This window comes from Ignavibacteria bacterium (genome assembly GCA_013177855.1).
GTDB lineage: Bacteria > Bacteroidota > Ignavibacteria > Ch128b > Ch128b > Ch128b.
On the sequence record JABLYA010000001.1, the window covers coordinates 949,393 to 973,915 of the forward strand.

Sequence of the window (24,523 nt, forward strand, 5' to 3'; positions counted from 1 at the left end):
ATTAATTTTTAGTGATTCATTAATTACTTAATTGAGTGTAGTTCATCAATTCGTTTGAAACACTCCTGTTTATCAAATTGAAGTTGACTTTTTAACTCTTCAATAGTATTAAATTTCTTTTCATCCCTTAATCTTTCAATAAAACGAATGGTAATTGGTTCATCATATATATTCCCATCAAAATAAAAAATATGAACTTCAAGCATAAGTTCACTCGTATTATTGAAAGTAGGTCTATAACCAATGTTCATCATTCCATAGAAACTTTTTTCAACCAGATCAACTTCAACAAAATAGACACCACGAGCAGGAATTAATTTATCTTTACTATTAACTTCAATATTAGCAGTTGGGAATCCAATGGTTGCCCCTCTTTGATTACCTTTTACGACTTTACCCTTCAAAACATACTTTTTGCCAAGCATCTCATTAGCAAATTTGACATTTCCATTCATCAGTGCTTTTCGAATTCGTGTACTGCTAATTTTTTGACCGTCTAAAATCAATGGCTCAACTTTTACAACATTGAAGTCAAAAGCTCGTCCGAGCTCAGTTAAAATTTCTGGATTGCCTTCACGATTTTTTCCAAAGTGATGATCAGTTCCTACAACAACCGTATGTAATCCAATTTTATTCACAAGATAATCTTCAACAAATGCCCTGAAGTCTAATTGAGAAAATTCTTTTGTGAAATTGATTACCAGGACATTCTGCACAGCCAGATAATTCAAGTATTCTAATTTTTCATCAAGAGTTGTTAATATCCTGATAGAATTTTCTTTTGAAAGAACAATTTGTGGATGCGGGTCGAAAGTGATTACTAAATTCCTGCAATTGTTCTCAACTGATTGATAAATCATTTCATTAATAATTTTTTGATGTCCAAGATGAACACCATCAAAAGTACCAACCGTCAAAATCGTATTCTTATCTTTATTTATTTCATTTATATCGTAATAGACATTCATTTAATTCAAACTCTTTTGAATTAGATTTTGTAATTCACTTATATTCAATGCATCATCAACACTAAAATTACCAATTTTGGTTCTTTCGAGCTGATACAAGAATGCACCGCATCCGAGTTTCTGACCAAGATCATTTGCAAGAGAACGGATATAAGTCCCCTTTGAACAAACAACTTCAAATTCTGCAATGGGCGGATTAAAATTCAAAATTTCAAATTTAAAAACCTGAACTTTTCTTGGTTTAAGATTAAAATCCTTGCCTTTCCTTGCCAGTTCGTATGCTCTTTTGCCATCAACCCAGATGGCAGAATAACTCGGCGGAACCTGTTCAATTTCTCCAATAAATTCTTTTGCTTTTTCTCGAATAAGATCAATATTAAGATAAGAGATGTCTTTTTCTTCACTCGCCTGTTCTATCGATTCCATATCCATAGTTGGTGTGGTTTTGCCAAAATAAATTTTACCTCGATACTCTTTAATCTGATTCTGAAACTCTTCAATATTTTTTGTCAATTTACCCGTGCATAAAATTAAAAGTCCCGTTGCCTTTGGGTCGAGAGTTCCGGCGTGTCCGACCTTTTTAATTTTTAAGATTCTTCTAACTTTATCAACAACTTTAAACGATGTCCAGCCTTCGGGTTTATTTATAAGGATAACAGCGCCTTCATTAAAATTCACACCATCTAAATCAATTGTTTTCTTCGTTATCATTTTCATGAATTTTCTTAATCAATCGGTTAATATTATCAACATAATCAAGTGTATCGTCATAGAAGAAAGAGAGTTCAGGTACTCTTCTAATTTTAATTCTTCCAGCAAGTTTAGAACGAAAATGTCCTTTCGCGTGATTTAATCTTTCAAGAGTAATTTTTCGTTTTTCTTGATCAAAGATGGAAATGTATACCTTTGCATTTTGCAAATCACCCGAAACTTTAACTGAAGTAATAGTCACAAATCCAAGAGCGGGGTCATTTGTTTCCCGCAGTAAAATCATACTTAATTCTTTTTTAATAAGTTCAGCAACTTTTTCAGTTCTTACCGACATTTTCTAATGTTCTCTGTTTTTCTACAATCTTAAACGCTTCGATTATATCGCCTACTTTAATATCGTTGAAGTTTGCGATTTTAATACCGCATTCCTTGTTAGCTTCAACTTCTCTCACATCGTCTTTGAAACGTTTCAAGCTTTCGATATCGCCTGTGAAAATAGTAATTCCGTTTCTTACGACACGTACTTTATTATTTCTTTGAATTTTTCCATCCTTAACAAAACAACCAGCAACAGTTCCAACACCTGAGATTTTGAAGACATCCCGCACTTCAACGGTTGCAGTTATTTCTTCACTTATTTCAGGTTCGAGCATTCCAGCAATAGCGCTCTTAATTTCATTAATTGCATCATAGATAATGTCATAAGTTTTAATTTCAACTTTTTCTTTTTCAACTAATTTTCTTGCTTCAAGATTTGGGCGGACATGAAAACCAATTATAATTGCTTCAGATGCAAGGGCAAGATTTACATCTGTCTCTGTGATTGCTCCTACACCTTTATGAATTACATGAATTTTAACTTCATCATTGGAAAGTTTAAGCAAAGAATCTGAGAGAGCTTCAACTGAACCATCCACATCACCTTTGACAATCAGTCTAAGATCTTTAATCTGTCCAAGTTTTGCGCTCTTGGAAATATCTTCAAGTGTAATATGTCGAACAGCTCTTAGTTCCTGCTCACGTTTAATTTGCATTCGTTTATTTGCGATCTCTCGGGCTATTTTTTCTGATTCTACACAAACAAATTCATCTCCAGCTTGAGGCATTTCATCGAAACCAAGGATCTGGACTGGAGTTGAAGGAGGCGCTTCGTTTATTCGATTCATTCGTTCATCAAACATTGCACGAACGCGGCCGAAACCTACTCCAGCAACAAATGGATCGTTAATTCTTAATGTTCCTTTCAATATCAAAACATTGGCTACAATTCCTCGTCCTTTTTCGAGTTTAACTTCTAAAACATAACCTCGAGCTTTACGATTTGGATTTGCTTTTAAGTCTAGTAATTCAGCTTCGATCAAAATTTTTTCAAGTAACAGGTCAACGTTTTTACCGGTTTTAGCTGAAATTTCAACCGATTGATATCTACCGCCATACTCTTCAACCAAAACATTCTTTTCAGCTAATTGTTGTCGAATTCTCTCGGGGTTTGCTGTCGGTTTATCAATTTTATTTATTGCAACGATAATTGGAACACCAGCAGCTTGAGCGTGATTAATTGCTTCAACAGTTTGAGGCATTACTGCATCATCAGCTGCTACAACCAATACAACAATATCTGTTACTTTTGCACCTCGAGCGCGCATTGCAGTAAATGCTTCGTGACCAGGTGTATCGATAAATGTAATTTGTTTTCCATCTGGAAGTTCAACTTTATAAGCACCAATGTGCTGAGTAATTCCGCCAGCTTCACCAGCAACAACTTGAGTATTTCTTATATAATCGAGCAAAGATGTTTTACCATGGTCAACATGACCCATTATTGTAACAATTGGCGGTCTTGGTTTTAATGTTTCTGGCGGATCGGGTTCATCATCAATTACCGTGGTTATTGCTTCATCTTGAAATTCGACACTGTATCCGAAATCATCTGCTACTAATTGAATTGTATCTTTTTCAAGGCGCTGGTTAATTGTTGCGACAATTCCATAACTGAAAAGCTTTTTAATAATCTCTGATGCTGGGACATTAATTAAATTAGCCAGTTCACCGACAGTTACAAATTCAGAAACTTTTAAAATTGTCTTTTCTTTTTCTAAAATCTCTTCCTGCTTTTTCATCTCTTCGAGTCGTTCTTTCTTTTTCTTTTTTCTTAGAGCAGCTCTGAGTGAAAGAGACGACTCATCCATAGCTTCAAGAGTTTTACGAATGCTTATTTCAATCTCTTTCTCATCAATATTTTTAATTTTACTTTTTTTAGCCTTCTTTGCTTTAGCAGGTTCTTCTTCAACAACCGATTTTTTCTTTAGTTGTTCTCTGAGTTGTTTTTTCTTTGGCTTCTTCGGTTTCTTCTTTTTGCCATCCGACTTTTCTTCTTTTTCTGCTGGTATAACTTCCTGAGCTACTTTTTCCTCTGGTATTTCACCTTCTTCGGGTTCAGTTATGGAAACTTTGCCGATTATCTTTGGACCTTTTCTTTGAGTCTTTAATTCATCCAGAGTAGTATGAGCCCTTTCAGTTTCTTCTTTTTTCTCAATTACTTCTTTTGGCGGTTCTTTTTCTTCTGATTTAGTTGTCTGCTGAGTAACTTCTACAGCTTTCTCTATTGTTTCTTGAACTTGTTGTAATTGTTCTGTTTTAATTTCTTCGCTGGTTGAAATTTCTTGAGGTTCTAATTTTTCTGTTTGAGCTATTGGTTGAACTAATTCAGATTCAATGACAGGTTTCTCTTCTACCTCTATTTGTTCTATAGCAGGTTCTTCAATTTTTTCTTTTTCAATTTCAGGTTCTTCAACCTTCTTCTTAGTTCTTATAGTGAAACCATCTGGTTTCTTCTCTTTTGGTTTTTGAGTTTTATCATCTTTCTTAACTTTTAGCTCAGCAAGCTTTTTATCTTTTGCTTCAGCAGACTGTTTTTCTTTTTTGAATTTTTGGAGAATTTTTTGATAAGCATCCTCATCAATTTTAGAGGCAGGAGACTTTACATCAAGTCCTAAATCTTTCTTACAAAATTCAATTAGTCGTTCAACGCCGACATTAAGCTCAGAAGCTACCTTAAAAAGCTGATATTTTTTTGGTACTTGTTCAGACATAAATTTCCTAATTAAGTTTCTTCTTCAAATCCTTCTTTCAAGATAGTGAAAATTTCTTCAACTTTTTCATCATCAAAACCTTCAATCTCTTTAATTTTTTCTTTACCTGCTTTCAGAACATCTACAGCAGTATCATAACCAGCATTAATCAATTTTTCATAAACTTCCTGTCCAAGCTCTTCTTTGAAGTCAATGAGTTCGATATCAATTTCATATTCTTCAATTGGTTTTTCAACACGAATAACTTCGATATCCATTCCAATTAACTTTCCAATTAATCTAACATTCTGCCCGCCCTTACCAACAATCATAGAAACCTGATCAGCATCTGCCCAAACAAATATTTTTTTGTTGGCTTCATCAATTTCAACTTTTTTGATTTTAGCAGGATAAAATGCTCTCTTTAAGAATTGCTCTTTGTCGTCGTACCAGGGAATTACATCTATATTTTCATTATTTAATTCTTTTACAATTGAATGAATTCTAACGCCTTTCATTCCGACACAGGCACCAACTGGATCAATTCTTTCATCGTTAGAAATCACTGCTACTTTTGCTCTTTCACCTGGTTCACGAGCTATAGCTTTAATTTCAACAACTCCATCGAAGATCTCTGGAATTTCCATTTCAAACAGACGAGCTAAAAACATATTATCAGCACGGGAGATAATGATCTTTGGACCTTTCTTATCTTTAATAACCTCTTTTACAACCGCACGAATTACGTCGCCTTTACGATATTTTTCTTTTGGAATTTGTTCTTCCCTTGGCAAAATCAATTCATTCTTATTGTGATTGACTAAAATCTCATCTTTTCGAAGTTGATAAATATCACCGACAACAATGTCCCCAATTTTCTGCGAATATTCTTTATAAATGATTTCTTTCTCTATTTCTCTCAGTTTCTGATTAAATAATTGTTTTGCCTGATTGATTAACCTTCTATCGAAAAATTTACCAAACTGAGACACATCAATTTCTTCGGGATAAATATCACCAATTTCAAAATCTTCATCAGTCTTTTTTCTAACTTCTTCCAGCGATATTTGAGTCTTTGGATCTTTAACTTTTTCTACAATCTCTTTTTCGAGAAAGATCTGTATTTCGCCTCTCTCGAGGTTCACAATAATTTCAAATTGAGCCTTATCACCAAATTTTTTTCGTAACAATGCGGCAAAGACTTCTTCGAAAATTCCTACCAGAATATCTTTATCAACACCTTTCCCTTTTACCAACTGCGTAAAGGCTTCAACAATTTCTTGACTCATAATATTAACCTCTCACTTAAATTTTATTAATGTTTTTGCTTTGATAATGTCTGAAAAATTAATTTCTAAAATATTACCTCGATCATCAAAAATTAATGTTTCGTTGACTACATCTTTCAGAACCAGTTCTTTTGTCAAAGTCAAATCATTTTTCTTGAAGGTTACAGAAAAAAGTTTTTCTTTATGCTTGGGATATTGTCTTAAGTATTTCAATGGTCTATCAACCCCGGGCGAAGAAACCTCAATTTGATCGCTTTGCGAAATCAAGTTTTCATCCACCAAAACTTTTTCTAATTCCCGACTTACAACTGAGCAATCTTCAACAGTTACATAAGTATCTTTATCAATATAAAAAATGTATTTATTTGCATTCTTGACTTTCGATAAAGTCAGGTCAATTAAATAAACATTAAGTTTATCTAAAACTGGTTCAATTCGTTCTTTTATTTTTTCTAACATTTCGTTCATAGATAAAAAAAATTGCCCATTAAGGGCAAAAATTCTACACAATAATACGGAAAAATTTGAGGTTATTCAAGCTGACTAAAAAGTGATCAAATTGTCAAATTGATATTTAATCCAGCCTCGTTTGTTGTAGTTGGAGGAATTTTTGAAGCTCCTTCAGGCTCTACTTTAGTCCTTCGGTAATAGATTGCAATAGTCAATCTTGAACTGATTACATAACGAATCCTTGGTTCAAGCGTGGTTCTAATTGTCCCATCCTGCGGAATACCTTCTTCTTTAAAATTCAACATATCATAAAGGACTGTGGAGTTTCTCATTTGAGTGTAAGAAATAGAAATATTCAAATCATTTTTAAGAGAGATTCCTAAGAATGGCAAATCAAAACCGCTTTTAGTGTAATTGATTGAAAACGAAATATCCCTTGAAAAAGTTTGAGTAATATTTTTAGACTGAATTCCCATATCATAGGAGACCGTATTTCCAATTTTAAATTGTCCGCCAAGATTTCCCCCGCCCCATGGTTTGAAAGTAATGCTCATTCCAATCAAAGGTTGGAAACCATAAGTTATTTTTTGACTTTGAGTTTCTTCAATTCCATCTGGATTTAATCGCCAGGCTCTTGCAAAGGATGATTGATAACTATGCTGTAGTGAGACTCTATTGGCAAAAGAACTAAAGATGGAATATTTTTCTAATCCATCCCAGGTAATACTCCAATTTGGTCGCGGAATGTATTTAGCAAATTTTTTAACCAATGGAAGTTTTCCAAGAATAGGTAAAGTTTCAAATCCTTCAATAAAAGCAGCTGACAAATTTTCTTTTGGATTTGGCGAAGCGGGATCGTAAAGTTCATGAACTTTTTTAATATCATTTTTGAAGAAGCTGAAGATTAAAAATGGTGGTAATGTCAAAAATGATCTGTCAATTGTTCCTGCTGCTGCAATATTGGTGACTTTTACATTTCCGAGCGAGTCGGTCTGAATGGTTGTAGTTCGATTGAAACTCCAGTTCAATTTCCACGAGAGGTCAATTCTTGCACCCTCCCAGAGCGGTCGGGATGTTCTTAAATCAATTGAGTTTGATTGAGTAATTTGATCAGAAAGATTTCCATTTTTAGCTCTTCTGCCAGGATTAGAACTTAACCCAAGTTGATATAATCTTGGTGGACCGTTTTCATCTTTATTTGGAATAAAGAAATTCCAGAAATTGGTAATACCGCTGTTCATTCCAGCCAGACCGTTATTCATTGAAGTATTTCTCTGCGAGAAGTTGATTGTGAAATTATCATAGTCAAAGAAAATCCATCTCACACCCGATTTGAATGCCGAGAATAAAATTTTTAATGAGGATGGTTTGGCAGTAACTGTATCCGATTTTGCTTGCTGTGTTTTTTCCTGCTGAACCATACCTGGATATTCGCTTGGTTTAGCATCATCTGGAATATCTTTTATTTGTCTTCGACTTCTTGGATCGACAGATGGTGCACGAGGAGTTGTTGGTGATGTAGTTTCCTGAAATAGTGGATCCCATATTTGTTTCCAACGAATAGTTAAGCCTGTAGTGATATTATTAGCAAAGCTTGCTGAACGGCCTAATTCAACTTGCTGGAAATTATTCTGCCATCGATAATCGACTGAATATCCGAGTTGAAGTGTGAGATAATTATTAAGATTTAAGACCGAAGGGAATCTCGGTTGTGTTCTAAACTCAACCCTTTGACTGAATGAAAAATCTCTTCCGAATAGATTTGATTTGAAGATATCTCTAAAAATTTCTCTGTCAGTTCTTTGCACTTCAAAGACGCTATCTCTGCCTGATGCAGTTTTAACTGAATCGAGGTAAGTTTCAAGATGCGCGTAACTGCTTCCAAAATCAATTGAATAGAGGAATGAAGGATTTAAAAATCCTCCTTCTGTGATTTTCCAGCCAAATTGAAAACCTCGGCTTGCTCTAAAATCTCTTTGAACATTTGGTCTTGTTGGATCTGTCCTGTAAACACTAACAGCCCTGTTTCTACTTAAATTGAAATTCATTCCTAAGTTTGAAGGAGAATAGAAAAATCTCCAATTCTTCAAATCGGGAATTATCTCAAACAGATCACCAATGAACGGAATACTTGTTCCCTGAACATAATTTGTGGGCGAGAACATATAAGAGTACTGAGCAGTGAAATTCCATTGCCAATCTTTTTGTGATTCAAGCGCTGGTGATCTTGCAAACCTTCTGCTGAAATTAAAACCAAAACCAAGATTATTCCAAACATCTCTTATTAAGAAAAATTGAGAAGGAATAAAAAGTTTAATAGAAGGAATTGACCAGGTTTCATTTTGTGAAAATGTTTGAGATGCTGTTTTTAAGCCATCTGCCGCTCTTCTTGCACTTTGCTCATCATAACCTTTTTCAAGATATCTCTGGTAAGTCTGTTCAACTGCTTCATCCACTACAATATCAGTGCTCGGTAAGTAAAGTGGTTTATCAATTTGCTCATTTCTTGAATAATTAAGAGTTAATGAACTGTTCTTCATTTCTGATGGAAGAAACTTCGTGAAATCAATTGAACCGGAGAATCCCCAATTTGTTCTTAAAACTCTGTCACCAAATCTGCTTTCAAGCGAATGGAAAAATGGATTTCTCCTGCTATAATTAAAATTAAGTCTTACGAAATCACCGAAGTTCAATGCGAAACTTGTTGTATATGCCCAGCCTTCTCTGTCATCAGCGCCAATAAGACGAAGTTCATTAACCCACAGTTCACCATTTAAGGTATTCAAAGTATCGGATGGATTTTCAGCTCTTTCGTGCACAACTCCAATTAAAAACATCTGTACTTGGGTTAAACTCGGATTCCCCTTAAGTCCATAAAACGATCCTTCAGGGCCATCGGGAACAGGAATTCTAATAATTTGAGTGAGCGAGTCTCTTTTTTGTTTGATTGCAGTTAAATCTGAAAATTTAATTGCGATATTATTCCAGTCTTCTTTGATTGGTTCTCGATATTCATAGTAATTATTTGAGTCAATACCAAATCTTACAACGATGTCCCCATTTTTTAATTCCTTTTCTCCGTGATAGTACAATTTCATTTCACGATAATTGAAGACATCCATTGGACGATATAAAACTTTAACAGCAAAAACAGACTCCTTATATTTCAAATTATTTATTCGCATTGCCAGAGATTGTTCATTTTTATAAATCTTTTCTGTTCCTGTTGTCTGCTGAGTTCTATCAAGTTCTCTACCAACATCTGGTGGACTGTAATAGTATGGCGAGTTATCCTCAATGTTTACAACAGAAAGATTTATTCTTTGATCGTCTTTAATTGCTTTTCTCCATTGATTACCGACGAGATTGAACTCAGCAATCCTGATATGCATTGAATCATCAATACCTGTAAACCATAATCTAATCATATCAATATTGGTAAAACTTGGATCACCGATTTTCTTTTTAAAATCATTTAAAGGTATTCTGAACTGATACCATCTAGTTTCAACGCCGCCGCCAACAATGTAAGGGTTGGTTGCTGTATTCGTATCGAGTGGAATTTCATATTGAAAATATGAATTAACAATATCCAGAACACCATTTCGATTTAAATCTTCAGTATCTGGAAATCTTCCCGCTTCGGTCAAAGATGCATTTCCTTCTGTTCCATTTATTCCAGAGTAATTTTGTGTTCCAAGATTAAAGTAAAAATTATCGCCGCTCGGATCGGCTCCTAATTCTGGATATAGCTGCCTTTCAATTTCGTCAGGAATTCCATCAAGACCAACATCTTCTCCCTGATCGATTAATTCGTTGAAGTTTTTATCTTCAGTATCAAGTTTTTTGTTTGGTATTACATCTTCAGAGATTTTTCCAAGATCGATGTAAAGCTTTGCGTTTTGCGGAACTTTAGTGGGTAAAATCCAGAATTCAATAAATTCAATATTTTGATCCAGAAAGTTGCTCGCTGTTGAAGAAAGCAACTTCATTAAACCGCCCCAATTCATATCTGGAAAGGCAAGATCAGGATAATAATTAAATTCACCTCTTAAAAATGGTGAGTAAATTACATCAAGCACTGTTACTTGTTCATTACCGCGTGCAACTGTCTTTTTAGGCCAGATTTGCTGAACAAGTACATCACTGGGCAAACGGTTATACCAGAAAGTTTTTGCTTTGCGCTTCATTATCAAAGTATCAACATCGGTATAAGGATAACCCTTTGGCGGTGATGCATATTTCCAGCTTGTATAATTTACACCAATTGACATTATTTGTTTTGAACCTTCAAAGTCATCGATATACGCAACGCTTTGACCACGATCACTTGCAATTGTACTTTTCTTTGTATTAGGATCAGGATTGATGTATGCCGCCTCACCTTTGATTGAAAGAATTGACATTTCCTTTGTAGAAATGAAATAATTCAAAAAGTTTGTTAAGAATGGCAACTCAAATGAAGTCTGAGCATCAATACCATAAATGGTATTGAGAATTGGTTCTTCTCCTACTCTAACTTTATCGGAAAGAGTTTGCTGGTTCAATGTAAGCATTGAGAAGCCGAGTTTGGTTTTTGGATTAATATCGAGCTCGCCTCTCAAACCGAAAAGTGACTTAGCTGCAAGCTGGAATAAAGTATTTTCTTCGTAAGAAATTCTTAAATCAGCATTTGGAAGCAAAGCTTGTTCATTTCGAATTATTAATTGACCTGTATTGTAATCAACAATGTAATCAACATTTGGAACAAGTTCTCTTCCACCAAGTCTTACTTTTACACTTCCTTCAACAATGTTAAAACCAAGGTTAAAAGTTGATGCAGAAGTACCAGATGATTTTCCAACAATCACAAATTTATCTCTTGCACTGTTCAATCTTGCAATGCTTGCTAAAGTATCATAAACATCAAGATACATTAGTGAGTCGGGTAAGTTGGAAGGAAGATTTCGACCAAATGGCTGAAGAACTGGAAAGATAACTTCACCTGTTTCAGTATTGATTGTTAGTGAAGGGCGAAAATCAAATTTTCCATCAGGGCGTGGATTATCAGAATCATCAACTTTATCTAATCCAAATGCATTTAAAAATTTGATTCCATTCCAGTCATTTCTTGGTTCCTGGCCTGGAATCTCGTATTGAATATCAAGCTCAAATCCTTCTTTCTTAATATTTCTAATACCGAGAGGATAAATATTTCTCAACTGAAGTTTCCAGGCGGTTTTGTATTGCGGTTGAAGATTTGCAGGTTTGATTAATTTCAAAATCAAAGTGACTGTATCAGGTACATCAGCTACAAATTCACCATAGAAAATATCATTCTCATTACCCGGATCACCTTCAATTCGATAAGCAACTGCAATTGCGTCTGTCTCATTTATTTGAGTTTTGAAAGTAATGTAACCTGTTTCGTAATGAACAACATATTCTGAAGGATCAAGTTTGATAAATCTACCAACTTCAATTTGTCCGGGTACTGCATCAATATTTGCTCGAAGATTTTCAGGATAAGATTGATTTCTCTGTCTTGGATTTAGATAAATGTAAGCATTTACTCTTCGTTCTTTCGGATTAGGTAATCCGGTAATTGTTTTCCACACTTCAATATCTTTAATACGATAATAATCAACTGGAATTGGTGTTGGATTACCATACCATTTATTAAAGATATTCAGATTTTCAGAAGTATCAGCATAGACAGTGTCGACAAAGTAATGATTGGTTGAATACTCATAAACTCGCTTCTTAAATTGCTGGGCTTCTGCACCACCAGATAATACTTTTTCTTTTACTTCACCTTTCTTTTGACTTGCAATAGCTGTTAACCATAAGGGGCCAAGCTGCAATCTTGCTTTGACGCCAAATAAAGCTTCACCACCACCAACTAATGGTGAAGTTTGAAGCGAGACATTACCAGCTTCTACACTTTGAACAATTTCATCAGGATAACCAGTATATTTTATTTTTAGTTGATTTTCATATTCAAAAGTATTTTGTGTATTCCAATCTGCCATAATGGTGAGTTTATCACCAATTGTACCGCTGATGTTTATCTGAACATCTTGTTTGAAATTAGGTTCATTTCGAACATTTCCGAGCAACGAAGCAGTTACGCCTTCAGTCTTTTCATTCCTCCAGCTTCCATCAATTGTAACTGCACCATTAATTCTGAGATTAATCTTCGGCGGACCAAAAATACTTAAAACAGGATTCGAAGGAATTGGAATATCGATATTAGTGATCTGAGCTAATACATCACCGAGTTCTTTTTTACCGAGCTTTACATCATATTTATATGCAAGCTCTTCCCAATTTTTGCGTTGTATATAAGCAAGCCTGAGATTAATGTATTGTTCAATAGGAATAGTTGCTCTTACTTTCCATTCTTTTCCGTCAATGGTTTCTTTAATTATTACAAATTGTCCGGTCGAATCGAGAGAGACACTTCTGCTAACAAGTGCATCAGGTACTTTCAAAAAGTACGGATTTTTTCTTTTTTCAAATAAATTAACGAAAGGATAATCTTTTCTCTTATATTGAAAATGTTTTATTCGAGCGGTTGAATCAATTGCAAGCGAATCAACTGAAAGCAGGGAATCTTTAATGGTTAAAGAGTCTGTAATAATTTGGGAAGTCTTTTGTTGTTCAAGAATTTTATTTCTTTCTTCTTCTTCCTGTATCCATTTTTCAAGGTCATTTGTATCCGCTTGTTGAATTGAATAATCGGTAAAACTTGAACCAAATGATTTATCATCGTTAAGATTTATGTTTTGTTTTTTTATAAAATCCAATGGAAGCGAAATGTTTTTTCCCGCTGATGAAATTTCTGTTAACGCATTATTGTCAGTTTCGTTATTTTCTGAAGAACTTTGATTAAGAGAACCTGGCATTACTTGATGAAATGCATCAGAAAATCTAAAATCTTCGGGGTTGTTAAACTTACTAAGATCAAAAAAGTAAGATCGGGCAACGCTTTGATGCTTATCGTTATCAGAAAATAATATCATAAACCCGCTGAAAAGCAGGGCACTTAACAATAGAAACACGGAAAAGAATGACGACTTAATCTTCATTTAGAGTATCTTATCAAATTTTTCAAATGTAAATTTAATAATCTGTAGAGTTTACTCGATAAGATACTCCTCTTTACTATGGTGGGTGATTGAGGTGTTTAGTAAAATTTTATTTATTGAATTTTTCATTTTAGCTCTGCATAATATCTTCTGGGAAAACTGGAACTTGAATTTGATCAATAACTTTGTTGTCATTTACAATCACTGCTGTTAATTTGTTTCCATAAGCGCAACCAGTATCAATATAGTAAACATTTGAGTTTTTTTCATAAAGAGTTTCAAACCTACGCGTATGCCCTACAACTTGAAGTTTTCCAATATTTATCAAATTATCCCTTACCCATATTATTGAATGATCTTTTTCAAGATCAGGAGATAATAATTTTTCAATAAAAGCATCATGTGAACCATCGAGCTTATATTGAGCAAAATATTTTCTATAAACTTTTGAAATTCCTGCATGACAAACAAATGCATCTGGAGTATTGTAGAACAATTTTAATTTTTCAACAAAATCCAGGTGAGGCTCAAGTGATTCGGGATTATTCTTGTAAGAATTTATTGTTGTGATATGACCATTATAAACCCAAACTCTTGCCATTGCAGAGAACGGCTCACGGAAATATTGCAGAAACATAAAATCATGATTGCCCAAACAAACTTTAATATTATTTGAAATACAGAAGTGAATTGTCTCGCAAGCAAAATTTCCTCTATCGACAAGATCACCGACTGAATATACCTCAATATCAGAATATTTTGCCTTAATTTGTGCGTAGAGTTCCTTCAGTGTATTAAAGCAACCGTGTATATCTCCAATAACTGCTATCATATGTAATTATTTTTCTTTGCGTAAAATTTCAGCTCATCTCTGAAGTCAGGGTGAGCGATGTTAATTAATTGATGTACTCTTTCTCGAATACTTTTACCATGCAAATAAGCAACGCCATATTCAGTCACTACATAATGTACATCAGCACGATTTGTAACAACACCAGCTCCCGGCTTTAAAGTCGACACAATTCTTGAAATTTTAAAGTCCTTTGTCGTAGATGGAAGCGCAATAATTGGTTTACCACCTTCTGATCTTGCAGCTCCGCGAATAAAATCTACCTGACCGCCAAATCCAGAATAGAATCTTGAACCTATAGAATCTGAACAGACCTGACCTGTGATATCTACTTCAAGGGCTGAATTGATTGCAACCATTTTGTAATTCTGAGCAATTACAAATGGATCGTTTACATATTCCTGAGGATGAAATTCAATTGATGGGTTGTTATCTATGTAATCATAAAGTTTTCGACTGCCTAAAACAAATCCAGCGATCGTTTTACCAACATGAAGTTTTTTTCTTTTATTAGTAATGATCCCTTTATTGACTAAATCGATAATACCATCAGAGAACATTTCTGAGTGAATGCCGAGATCTTTTTTAGTATCCAGAAACCTTGTAACCGAATCAGGAATTGCACCAATACCCATTTGAAGCGTAGATCCATCTTCAATTAGCTCAGCAATGTTTTCACCAATTTTTCGATATACTTCCATCATCTCGGGGGTTGTGTCTTCTTTAATCTGTGGTAATTCGGCAATTGGTTCATCAACTTCAACAATGTATGTTAATTTGTTAATATGTATAAAGCTATCACCCAGAGCTCTTGGCATTTGTGGATTTATTTGAGCAATAATTATTTCAGAATTTTCAGCAGCTGTTTTTATCAATCCAACTTCAACCCCAAAGCTGCAAAAACCATGTTCATCTGGAGGTGAAAGATGAACGAAAGCAATATTTGGTTTGATAATGCCTTTTGCAAAAAGTAAAGGATATTCGAAAAGATAGATTGGTGTAAAATCTGCTCTGCCTTCATTTACAGCTTTTCTTGCAGCCGCACCCATAAAGAATGAAACGTGTTTAAAAGATTTTTCCATTCCAGGATTCAGATAAGGCAAATCACCAACTGTCAATGCGTGAAGAATTTGAACATTTTCAAGTTCGTCTTTTCTGGCAACAAGTGCATTAATCAAAGTCATCGGGAATGCACAATTTCCATGCATTACAATTTTATCACCGGATTTAACAACACTAACAGCTTCTTCCGGTGTTCGTAATTTTGATTTATAATTCTGCAACCAGAATGATGATTTAATATTTTTAGTAATTATATCCTGCATCACAAATCCACCCTAATTTTTTGAGAAGAAAAACAACTTTTTAAATTCAATATCAAATAATTCAGACAGCGTTTCATTTGTACAATTACCTTCAAAAGTACAAACACCTTTTGACAAACCATTATTGGATTTCAATGCTTCTTCAATTCCTTTTTCTGCAATCTCGAGCACATAACCAATAATCGCATTATTTAATCCATAACTCGCTGTTCTCGATACAAGTGCTGGAATATTAGGTACACAATAATGAATTACATTGTGTGCAATATAAACAGGATTTGAAATAGTCGTTGGACGACTTGTCTCAACACAACCGCCCTGATCAATCGAGACATCAATTATTACTGAACCGGGCTTCATCGTTTTAACCATTTCTTCGGTAACTATATGTGGAGTTTTTTCACCTTTGATTAGAACTGCACCTATCAAAACATCTGCAAATTTAACAGCTCTTTCTATCGTGTATGGATTTAGAACGACAGTCGTAATTGATTTACCAAGAAGATCCTCAATTCTTTTTAATTTCTTAATATCTTTATCGAGCACAATTACCTGAGCGCCAACTCCAAGTGCAGTACGAGCAGCATTAGTACCAACTGTTCCTGCTCCAAGAATAACTACAGCAGCTGGTGCAACACCTGAGATACCACCAAGCAACATTCCTCGACTGATATCAAAACTTTTCTCCAGATATCTTGCAGCAATTTGAATAGACATCTGTCCCGCTATTTCGCTCATAACGCTTAAAATTGGCAAGTTTCCGTCTTCATCTTCTACAAGTTCAAAACCAATTGATGTAACTTTTTTTTCCAAAAACAATTCTAAAATTTTCTTTCTCATAAAAAGATGGAGAAACGAAAAAACAATTTGATCGGGATTTAATTTCGAAGCTTCATCTTCTGTAAAAGGAGCAACTTTTACGATTAATTCAGAGCGATTTATTGCTTCATCAGAGGAATAGACAATTTTAGCTCCAACTTTTTCATAATCATCATTTGTAAATCTGCTTTGCAATCCCGCATCTTTTTCAATAAAAACCTGATGACCATGATCAACAAGTAACTTAACCCCAGCAGGAGTTAGGGCAACTCTTTTTTCTTCAAGTTGAGTTTCCTTTAAAATCCCAATTCTCATTTTTTATCTCAATTTTGTTTTGCTTTGCGTTCAATTTAAATAAAATTTAATATTCTTAGAACTTGTAAAATTCACAGTTGAAGTAATTAAAAATTTAGATTATCAGCATAAATAATTTTGAATTACACAGATGAAAGAGGAATGAACTTATTGGAGTCTTATGAATGATCAGGTTTTTCCTTAACCAATTTTGAAACAATTAATTTAATAAGAACCGAATTGTTAGTTAAATAATTTTTTTTCTGACAAATCCACATAAGACTGACACTTTAATTACTCAGATTAAAACTCATATTGAGCTGTAAAATTCAGTATGGATTCATTTTTTAATGGTCTTGAATTAAAAAGATATCTCAAGCTAAAAGTAATTGAGAAATTTTGTCTCAAGTAATATTGATTAAAGAAATCAAAAATTGTTCGCTTGAGATCTCCGAATGATGGATTAATCGAAATGGTCGTTCTTAATCTATCCTTAAATGAATTTATTCTTGATCCAGCTGTAAAAGAATAATAACCATACTTATTATTTGAAATTTCAGAGCTATTAATGGTTGTTCCCCAGAAAGTTGAAAATCTTTTGTTCCAAAAATTCTGAATAGATAAATTTATTGCATAAAACTTAGCAGACAAATTTCGAAAAGAATAATCCTTCTTCCTGCTCGTAATTACATTTAATAAAATTCTGTGTAAAACCTGCCAACGCAAATCATAATTTGACGAAAAAGAGATCTGATGAGTTATATCATTAAGATAATTTAGCCGACGAATTGAGTCTGCAGTAACAGGATCAATATCATTTTTAACTTTATAATTTGAATAGCCAAGTGTGAGATTAGGGAAGTTCTTTCTTAAATAAAGTGAAATTGAGCTTTCAAAATTTTGAAAGTTGGTTGTGGTAATTTTAGTCTTCTGAAGATTATCATTTAAATTTTCATAACTAACTGAGAAGAAAACTCTGTTTTCAAATAAACCAATTCTATCCATCAATTGAAGTCCTTTAATATCATTCCGCAGATAATTCTGGCCAAATGAAGTATATTCATTCCCACGATAAATGTAAGCAGTTCTAAAATAATTACCGAAATAATTTAAACTCAAACTTGCTTCAGCTGCCAGTGTCGGAAGTTCCTGCGGGTTCAGCGGAATAATAAATTGATTTACCGTTATGAAATTTTTCCCAATATCTCTGACTTTTTTTATCAAATCTGGGTCACCACCAAAAGGCTTATCGGGACCGAAAAGTGAATCGATTATTTTATCTGTAAAGTTTCCTGTTGAGATATCATTATTTAAAAGTGAAAATGCACCTTGAGCTCTAAATAGGATTCTCTGATTATCAATTCCAATCAAAAGATCAGATCCAACTACAACATTTTCTTTTGGTCGAGCACCAAACTCAATTGAAGTCATATTATCTTTTGAATGCAAATAAGTAAAACCAAGTTGAAAGTTTTTGCCCTTACCGAAATATGGTCTAATTGCAAAAAGTCTCCTCTGATATGTTCCAAGATTTACTCTTGCAAAAGGTTGTCCAAATTTTGCTGAATCAATTGGAATTACATTGCTTCCAATTACTGCACTATCTCTTGAATATAATTGAATTAATTCGCCCTCAACTTTTCGTGTAATTTCTCCATAAGAAACTAGCAGATTAAAAAATCCAAGTTCAAGATTACCCGTCACGCCTCGTAATCTTTTTCCATTCATAATTAAAGTAGGATAGTTAGGATAATGATCACCTAACAATAACTTAAAGACATCGGCATCGAAACTTAAAAGAAATCTATTTTGCGGTTGTAAATAACTTTTCTCTTCATTAGTTACAAAGATATTGAGGTTTGAATTGATACTTCCGTAATTACCAGAAAATTGGGCATTCAACCGATTAAAATTAAAATTACCTGTCCGCATCGATTCATAGTTTGACTCAAGCTTTGCGATACCGTTGTATTTGAATTTTCTTTTCTCAACTACAAATTTCTCTTCGAATGGAATTATTCTAAAATTAAAATTTGAAATGTGTAAAGGTTTGCCGGAAGAATCATACAGAACAATTTTAAGATTATTATTTCCAACAATTAAATTTTTATAAAATCCCTGAGGGAGATAAATCAAGTCATAATTAAAAGAAAGAAGTGAAGTGATTTCATCATTATTTATCCAAATGCGAGTAAATTCTTTTTTTACTTTCGGGCTAACTCTAAGTAGAGAAATTGCAAGAAAAAAATCATTTTTCGTTGTTGGCTCTTCCGGATCGGGACTTAATAAAATAATTGTTTCATCAGTCTGTTCTTTTTTCTTAACATTTATTCTATAAAAATTACCAGTCTCAACGGCTCTGTACGGATAACTTAAAACATTACCTGTGGTTGTCAAAACTTTTATATAATACTCAACATAAGGAAACACAACATAATCGGGTGGAATGATTGCAGAAATTGACCTCCCCTGAATGTTCATTTCAACAACTGAGACTTCAACTCTTCCAAAAGTCCTGTAATATAAAAACGCTTGTTGAATTTCAACATTATCTACAACTTCGAAACTTATTTTTATTGGTTGATTTTCGAATACCTCCTGCTGCTCATTTAAATTAAGAAATTCTTGTTGAGCGAAAAGAGAAACGCCCGCACAAAAAAACAACAAAACTAAAACCTGCTTAAACAATTTATGAACCTCCTTTATTCGAATACAATTTTAGTAAAAATTCAAACAAATTAAATAGAACATCAAAAAATTTGGCTGTCCAAAGAAAATCATAAACTTGTAAGCATTAAATAACTTTCTTTGAACAGCCTGATTAATCGTTTAAATATTTTTAATCTTTACTCAAAATCCAGATAATAAATTCTAAATGTACCCTGAGGCGTTTGAATCTGTAAGTATTTCTCATTTGTTCGTAAGGTATTTCGAGATTCATTCTTTTCTTGTTCAGTTGAAGCATTAATAAACACATTACCCTCTCTATTTATAAAAGAAGAATTACCTGCACTAACTGAACCTGAGCGTTGAGCACCTAATGTTGCTCTTACATCAACAATACCACTTTCAACCACAAGTAAAGTTTGTCCATCTTCATCAACATTTATAAAACCTGAAGTGCCCCGTATGGTTGCTACGGCCGTTGGTGTTGTAATAATAAATTCATCCTCTTCTTGCTGCTTTTCAACATCAAATCTCATTTTACCGAGATCAATTTTTGTGTTCTTTATTAATCCTCGATCTTTTTTATCAGCGAAAATTGTAATTGTAGTATTTTCTCTAACTCTTAAAGTGCTTCCATCAACAAACCTAATTACTGCAACTGATTTATTCCCTGTCTTCAGTTGATCTGCTGTTTCGAGCTGAGTAGCAGGTTTTGTTTGAACCCAATCAGCAGTAGGCTTTTTATGTTTTACATCCTGAATTACTTTCAAAACAATTGCGGCATTATAAGCCGAAGGACTTTCTGGTAATGGGATAAAACCGGCAAAAAGTACAAAAGAGAAGATCAAAATAGTAGAAAATAGTTTCAATCGTTTCATAATTTCCTCCTCCTCTTAATCTTTCGTAATTCTTGTAATGTTGTTAGCATTCATTTCGAGGAAATTAATCAGCTCTTCAAATGTCATAATTGTACCATCCTCGTTTCTGATCTGAATTTTCGAAGGATCAAGCTGACCGCTTTGTAGCAATTGTAATAATTCATTTTGCCCCAGACGATTGAGGACATTATTCAATCGATTAACTAGTTGTTGGTAATATTGCGACTCTGGATTGAAGATTTTAAAATTTATTATCTCGCTGAAAATTCTTCGTCCCCCTGCGGGACCAGAAACATTTGCAGAAACCTGTAAAACAACTTCACTCCCAGGTCTTAACTCTCGCTCGAGTATATCTCGTAAGTTTATGCTGCTAACTACACCAACATTTCGATTATTTACCAAAGGTGTTCCTCTTTGGAGAGCTTCTTCAAGTGATTGATTTGGATCATTTCTCTCACTTGCCTTTATGTAATATTCCGAAGCTCCTGAAATTGGTGTCCACTCAACTAAAATATTTCCTGCATCATAAGATTGATTCGGACGAGGGTTAATGATTGTAAGTGTCTGAGAAGGATTTAGAAAGACCAAATTCTTAGTATCACTTGATAAAAGATTTTGTCCCGTGCTGTCGTAAAGTTCAACGGTCAGCCTATATTCTCCAGTTGGCTTGCCATACCTGATATTTTCTTCAATTAGTGGTGTGTTTGCACGATGATCGTAGATTCTGACATCGACCTTACCTATATCATCATTACATAAAGTTCTGGCTAAGAAAGGTCTCGTAATGAACCAGGCAACTTCCACAAAATCTGAACTGCCTACTTTTTTCCATTCTATTCTGCCAGCCATTGTAACTGTTTGATTTGGAGCATAAATCTCAGCACAAAAAATTCTTGGGGCTCCTTGTAAATCATTTAATGTGGCAAACGAAGCAAAATCAGTCGTAGTTAGTTCGGGAAAAACTATCAATCTTATTGATGGCTGAGCTGAAATGGAAGCAAAGAAGAGGAACATAAACAAACAAATTTTAAGGATTTTCATAAACCCTCCATTATTTTAATCAAAAATTTTATTAGCTAAATTATATTATAAAGAACAAAGAATTATCAGAAGGATCATTTTTAATATAAATTTTTTCGGTCAATTTTCAAGAAAAGTTTGTCAGTATAAAAAGAATTTAGAGTAAGAAAATGCTTAAAAAACTAATTGAAATTTCAATTAAACTTACTTCGGAAAAAAATTTAGACAAACTACTCGAATTGATAATTAATTCAGCAATTGATTTTCTGCAAGCAGAAAGAGCAACTGTATTTTTACTTGACGAAAAAACAAATGAACTTTATTCAAGAGTTGGTACAGGATTAAATTTTTGTGAAATAAGGTTCCCCATTGATAAAGGAATTGCTGGTTATGTTGCAAAGTCTGGCGAAAGTTTAATAATTGAAAATCCTCAAGATCATCCGCTATTTAATAAAGAGATTGATTCAAAGACTGGCTTCGTAACTCGAGATATACTAACCGCTCCTATGAAAAATATAGAAGGTAAGGTTATCGGAGTTTTTCAGGTTCTCAACAAACTCAATGGTAAATTTACTGAGGAAGATAACGAATACGCATTAGCATTTGCATCAATTTCTGCAATCGCAATTGAAAACGCAAAACTAATAGAAGAACAAAAAAGACAGTACGAATTACTTCAAAAAGCATATAAAGAACTTCAAGCCGCTCAAGAGACAATAATCAAACAGGAAAAATTTGCGACTATCGGACAGCTGGCGTCGGGAATTAATCACGAAATAAAAAATCAGCTCGGCGTTGTTATGGCAGTTGAAGCAATTAGAAAAATGTATCCAGATAATCATAAAGTTCAAATGTATACTGAACTGATACTTGAAGCTCGTAATCGAATTGTAAGTTTACTTGATGAAATTCGTGATTTCTCGAAAAAGAAAGATTACGAAAAAACTGAAATTAATTTAATCGACTTAATCAATCATACATTAAATATCTGTCGTTTTGATAAAGATTTAGATACGATGAAGCTTATCTTTCAACCAGCTGAAAATATTAAGCCAATGGTAATGGTAAATGCAGATAAAATTCAACAGGTTTTAATTAATCTAATTAGAAATGCAGGTCATGCTTCTGAACCTCGAAGTAAAATTGAAATTGAGATTGAAAGTCAGGAGAATTTCTGGCTAATCAAAATAAGAGATTATGGAAAAGGCATACCTGATGATATAAAGGAAAAAGTTTGGGAACCATTTTTCACTACTAAATTATCTGGAACCGGACTTGGATTAGATATTTGTAAAAAAATAATAGAAAATCATAATGGCGAAATCTGGTTCGAATCTGAATTAGGGAAAGGGACAACTTTCTTTATCAAATTACCGGCAATAAACTAATTATGCATAAAGCAATTCAAAAACTTTCTCGTAAAAGTCTTGAGGCTTTAATTGAAGCTTTTGAATATATCTCATCTCCGCTTAACCCTGATGAGATTTTAAAGCTGGTTCTGGAACAAATTTCAAATCTCTTAAATGCCGAAGCTGGATCAATTTTTTTAATCAATGAAAAAACTAAAATGCTGGAACTTAAAGTTGCAACAAATTTGAATTCCGATGAGATTGAAAAAATTAAAGTGCCAATTGGAAAAGGACTTGCAGGATATGTAGCCGGGCACGATGTACTTGTTAACATAAAAGATGTAGAAAAAGACGATCGATTTTATTCGAACATTGATTCAATTACGGGTTTCAAAACTAAAAATATTCTCACGGTTCCTCTTAAAACTTCACAGAAGTTAGTTGGTGTAATTCAAGCATTGAACAAGAAAAACGGAGAAAATTTTTCAGAAGAAGATGAAATTCTTTTAACTGAATTTTCAAGATTGGTAGGTTTGACACTCGAAAAAGCCTGGTTTCTTTCACAATTAATTGAAAAACAAACAATAGAAGCTGATCTTGAAATCGCCAGCAAAATTCAAGAATCACTTTTGCCAAAACACGAATTACGCATTGATGATAATCTTGTCAAAGGTTATTATAAACCAGCGAGATACATAAGTGGTGATTATTATGATTTTTTTGTTCTGAACGATGACGAAATTTTAATTGTATTAGGCGATGTCGCCGGCAAAGGAGCTCAAGCTTCATTGATAATGGCATCTGTTAAAGCTTATCTTTCTGCTGCAATTGAATCTCATCTTAACTTCACAACAATCTCAAATAATCTTAATAAATTTTTAGCTCAGAATACACCCAATGATAAATTTATCACAATCTTTCTTGGTTTAATTAATCTAAAAGAAAATAAAATTACTTACATAAACAGCGGGCATGAACCAGGAATAATTTTAACTCAAGAAGGAAAACTAATTTACCTTCATTCAAACAATATAATGATGGGTGTACTTGAAGATTTCGAATATATTCCAACAGAGCAAGAATTTCCGAAAAACTCTTTCCTTTTTATCTATACCGATGGAGTAACTGAAGCAAACAATAAAGAAGATAACAGATTCGGAAATGAGAGATTAATCGAATTAATCTTCAAAAATTCAAAATCCCCTTTAAATATTTTTGATGAACTCCCCCAGGCCATTATTGAATTCGCTAACGGGAAAGAGCAATTCGATGATATTACATTCCTTATGGTTGTAAGAGGTAATTATTTAATCAATCCCAAAAGCAGCGTTAACTGAGTAGTTAGCTCACTTTTAAGCAATTAAAATTTTAGAATATTAAATTAGAATAAACAATTCAGAGTTATTTATGAATGAACAAATTAATGTAGTTCAATTACAAAATTACTGCAGGATAGAAGTCCTCGCACATATGGCAACAGCACCATTAACTATTGAATTTAAAAAATTGATTGATGAAGTAATCCAGAAAAACAAATGCAAAAAAATTTTATTTGATTTAAGTCGAGTTGAGTTCGTTGATAGTTCATTTATTGGAGCGATTGTTTATGCTTATAAAAACCTAAATGATATTGGTGGTAAAATTGCTGTTTTAATTAAATCATCAATGGTGTATGATCGATTCTTAGTTTCACAACTCGATAAAATTTTTAGAATATTTTCAAACTCTGAAGAAGCAGAAACTTACATCGCAGAATGAAAGA

Annotated in this window: 16 protein-coding genes; 3 read left to right on the forward strand and 13 right to left on the reverse strand. The window is 33.5% G+C overall.

What is annotated here, in order from left to right:
- Positions 1-23: 23 nt before the first annotated feature.
- The 13 genes from HPY57_04035 to HPY57_04095 all read right to left on the reverse strand — a co-directional run bounded on the left by HPY57_04035 (position 24) and on the right by HPY57_04095 (position 21,433).
- Positions 24-968 (reverse strand): bifunctional riboflavin kinase/FAD synthetase, encoded by a 945-nt coding sequence (locus HPY57_04035; GenBank protein NPV10941.1) that lies wholly within the window; start codon positions 966-968, stop codon positions 24-26.
- The gene (gene truB / locus HPY57_04040) at positions 969-1,679 is read right to left on the reverse strand and encodes a tRNA pseudouridine(55) synthase TruB (GenBank protein ID NPV10942.1); all 711 of its coding nucleotides are present in this window, start codon (positions 1,677-1,679) and stop codon (positions 969-971) included.
- Entirely contained in the window at positions 1,657-2,013 is a 357-nt protein-coding gene (gene rbfA, locus HPY57_04045) for a 30S ribosome-binding factor RbfA (protein ID NPV10943.1), read from the reverse strand. The genes truB and rbfA overlap by 23 nt, the downstream gene beginning before the upstream one ends.
- Complete coding sequence (infB, locus tag HPY57_04050; protein ID NPV10944.1) at positions 1,997-4,771, reverse strand: translation initiation factor IF-2; 2,775 nt, start codon at positions 4,769-4,771, stop codon at positions 1,997-1,999. The genes rbfA and infB overlap by 17 nt, the downstream gene beginning before the upstream one ends.
- Before the next feature lie 11 nt (positions 4,772-4,782).
- Positions 4,783-6,039 (reverse strand): transcription termination factor NusA, encoded by a 1,257-nt coding sequence (gene nusA, locus HPY57_04055; protein ID NPV10945.1) that lies wholly within the window; start codon positions 6,037-6,039, stop codon positions 4,783-4,785.
- Positions 6,040-6,051: 12 nt separating this feature from the next.
- Positions 6,052-6,507, reverse strand: coding sequence for a hypothetical protein (locus HPY57_04060; protein ID NPV10946.1), 456 nt, complete (start codon positions 6,505-6,507; stop codon positions 6,052-6,054).
- Between the two features lie 86 nt (positions 6,508-6,593).
- Positions 6,594-13,493 (reverse strand): cell surface protein SprA, encoded by a 6,900-nt coding sequence (gene sprA, locus HPY57_04065; GenBank protein NPV10947.1) that lies wholly within the window; start codon positions 13,491-13,493, stop codon positions 6,594-6,596.
- A 196-nt stretch (positions 13,494-13,689) separates the two neighbouring features.
- Positions 13,690-14,391, reverse strand: coding sequence for a diadenosine tetraphosphatase (locus HPY57_04070; protein ID NPV10948.1), 702 nt, complete (start codon positions 14,389-14,391; stop codon positions 13,690-13,692).
- The gene (locus tag HPY57_04075) at positions 14,388-15,734 is read right to left on the reverse strand and encodes an acetyl-CoA hydrolase/transferase family protein (GenBank protein NPV10949.1); all 1,347 of its coding nucleotides are present in this window, start codon (positions 15,732-15,734) and stop codon (positions 14,388-14,390) included. Before HPY57_04075 ends, HPY57_04070 begins: the two co-directional genes overlap by 4 nt.
- A gap of 12 nt (positions 15,735-15,746) precedes the next feature.
- Complete coding sequence (ald, locus tag HPY57_04080; GenBank protein ID NPV10950.1) at positions 15,747-16,868, reverse strand: alanine dehydrogenase; 1,122 nt, start codon at positions 16,866-16,868, stop codon at positions 15,747-15,749.
- Between the two features lie 282 nt (positions 16,869-17,150).
- Positions 17,151-19,535, reverse strand: a complete 2,385-nt coding sequence (locus HPY57_04085) for a hypothetical protein (GenBank protein ID NPV10951.1) — start codon at positions 19,533-19,535, stop codon at positions 17,151-17,153.
- Positions 19,536-19,693: 158 nt separating this feature from the next.
- Complete coding sequence (locus tag HPY57_04090) at positions 19,694-20,392, reverse strand: FecR domain-containing protein (protein ID NPV10952.1); 699 nt, start codon at positions 20,390-20,392, stop codon at positions 19,694-19,696.
- Between the two features lie 15 nt (positions 20,393-20,407).
- A complete protein-coding gene (locus HPY57_04095; GenBank protein ID NPV10953.1) occupies positions 20,408-21,433 on the reverse strand; it encodes a hypothetical protein in 1,026 nt (341 codons plus the stop codon).
- 149 nt (positions 21,434-21,582) lie between these two features.
- Here HPY57_04095 and HPY57_04100 point away from each other — a divergent pair, with 149 nt between their 5' ends.
- The 3 genes from HPY57_04100 (at position 21,583) to HPY57_04110 (ending at position 24,519) form a co-directional block, all read left to right on the forward strand.
- Positions 21,583-22,800, forward strand: a complete 1,218-nt coding sequence (locus HPY57_04100) for a GAF domain-containing sensor histidine kinase (GenBank protein NPV10954.1) — start codon at positions 21,583-21,585, stop codon at positions 22,798-22,800.
- 2 nt (positions 22,801-22,802) lie between these two features.
- The gene (locus HPY57_04105) at positions 22,803-24,098 is read left to right on the forward strand and encodes a SpoIIE family protein phosphatase (protein ID NPV10955.1); all 1,296 of its coding nucleotides are present in this window, start codon (positions 22,803-22,805) and stop codon (positions 24,096-24,098) included.
- Between the two features lie 70 nt (positions 24,099-24,168).
- Positions 24,169-24,519 (forward strand): anti-sigma factor antagonist, encoded by a 351-nt coding sequence (locus HPY57_04110; protein ID NPV10956.1) that lies wholly within the window; start codon positions 24,169-24,171, stop codon positions 24,517-24,519.
- Positions 24,520-24,523 lie beyond the last annotated feature (4 nt).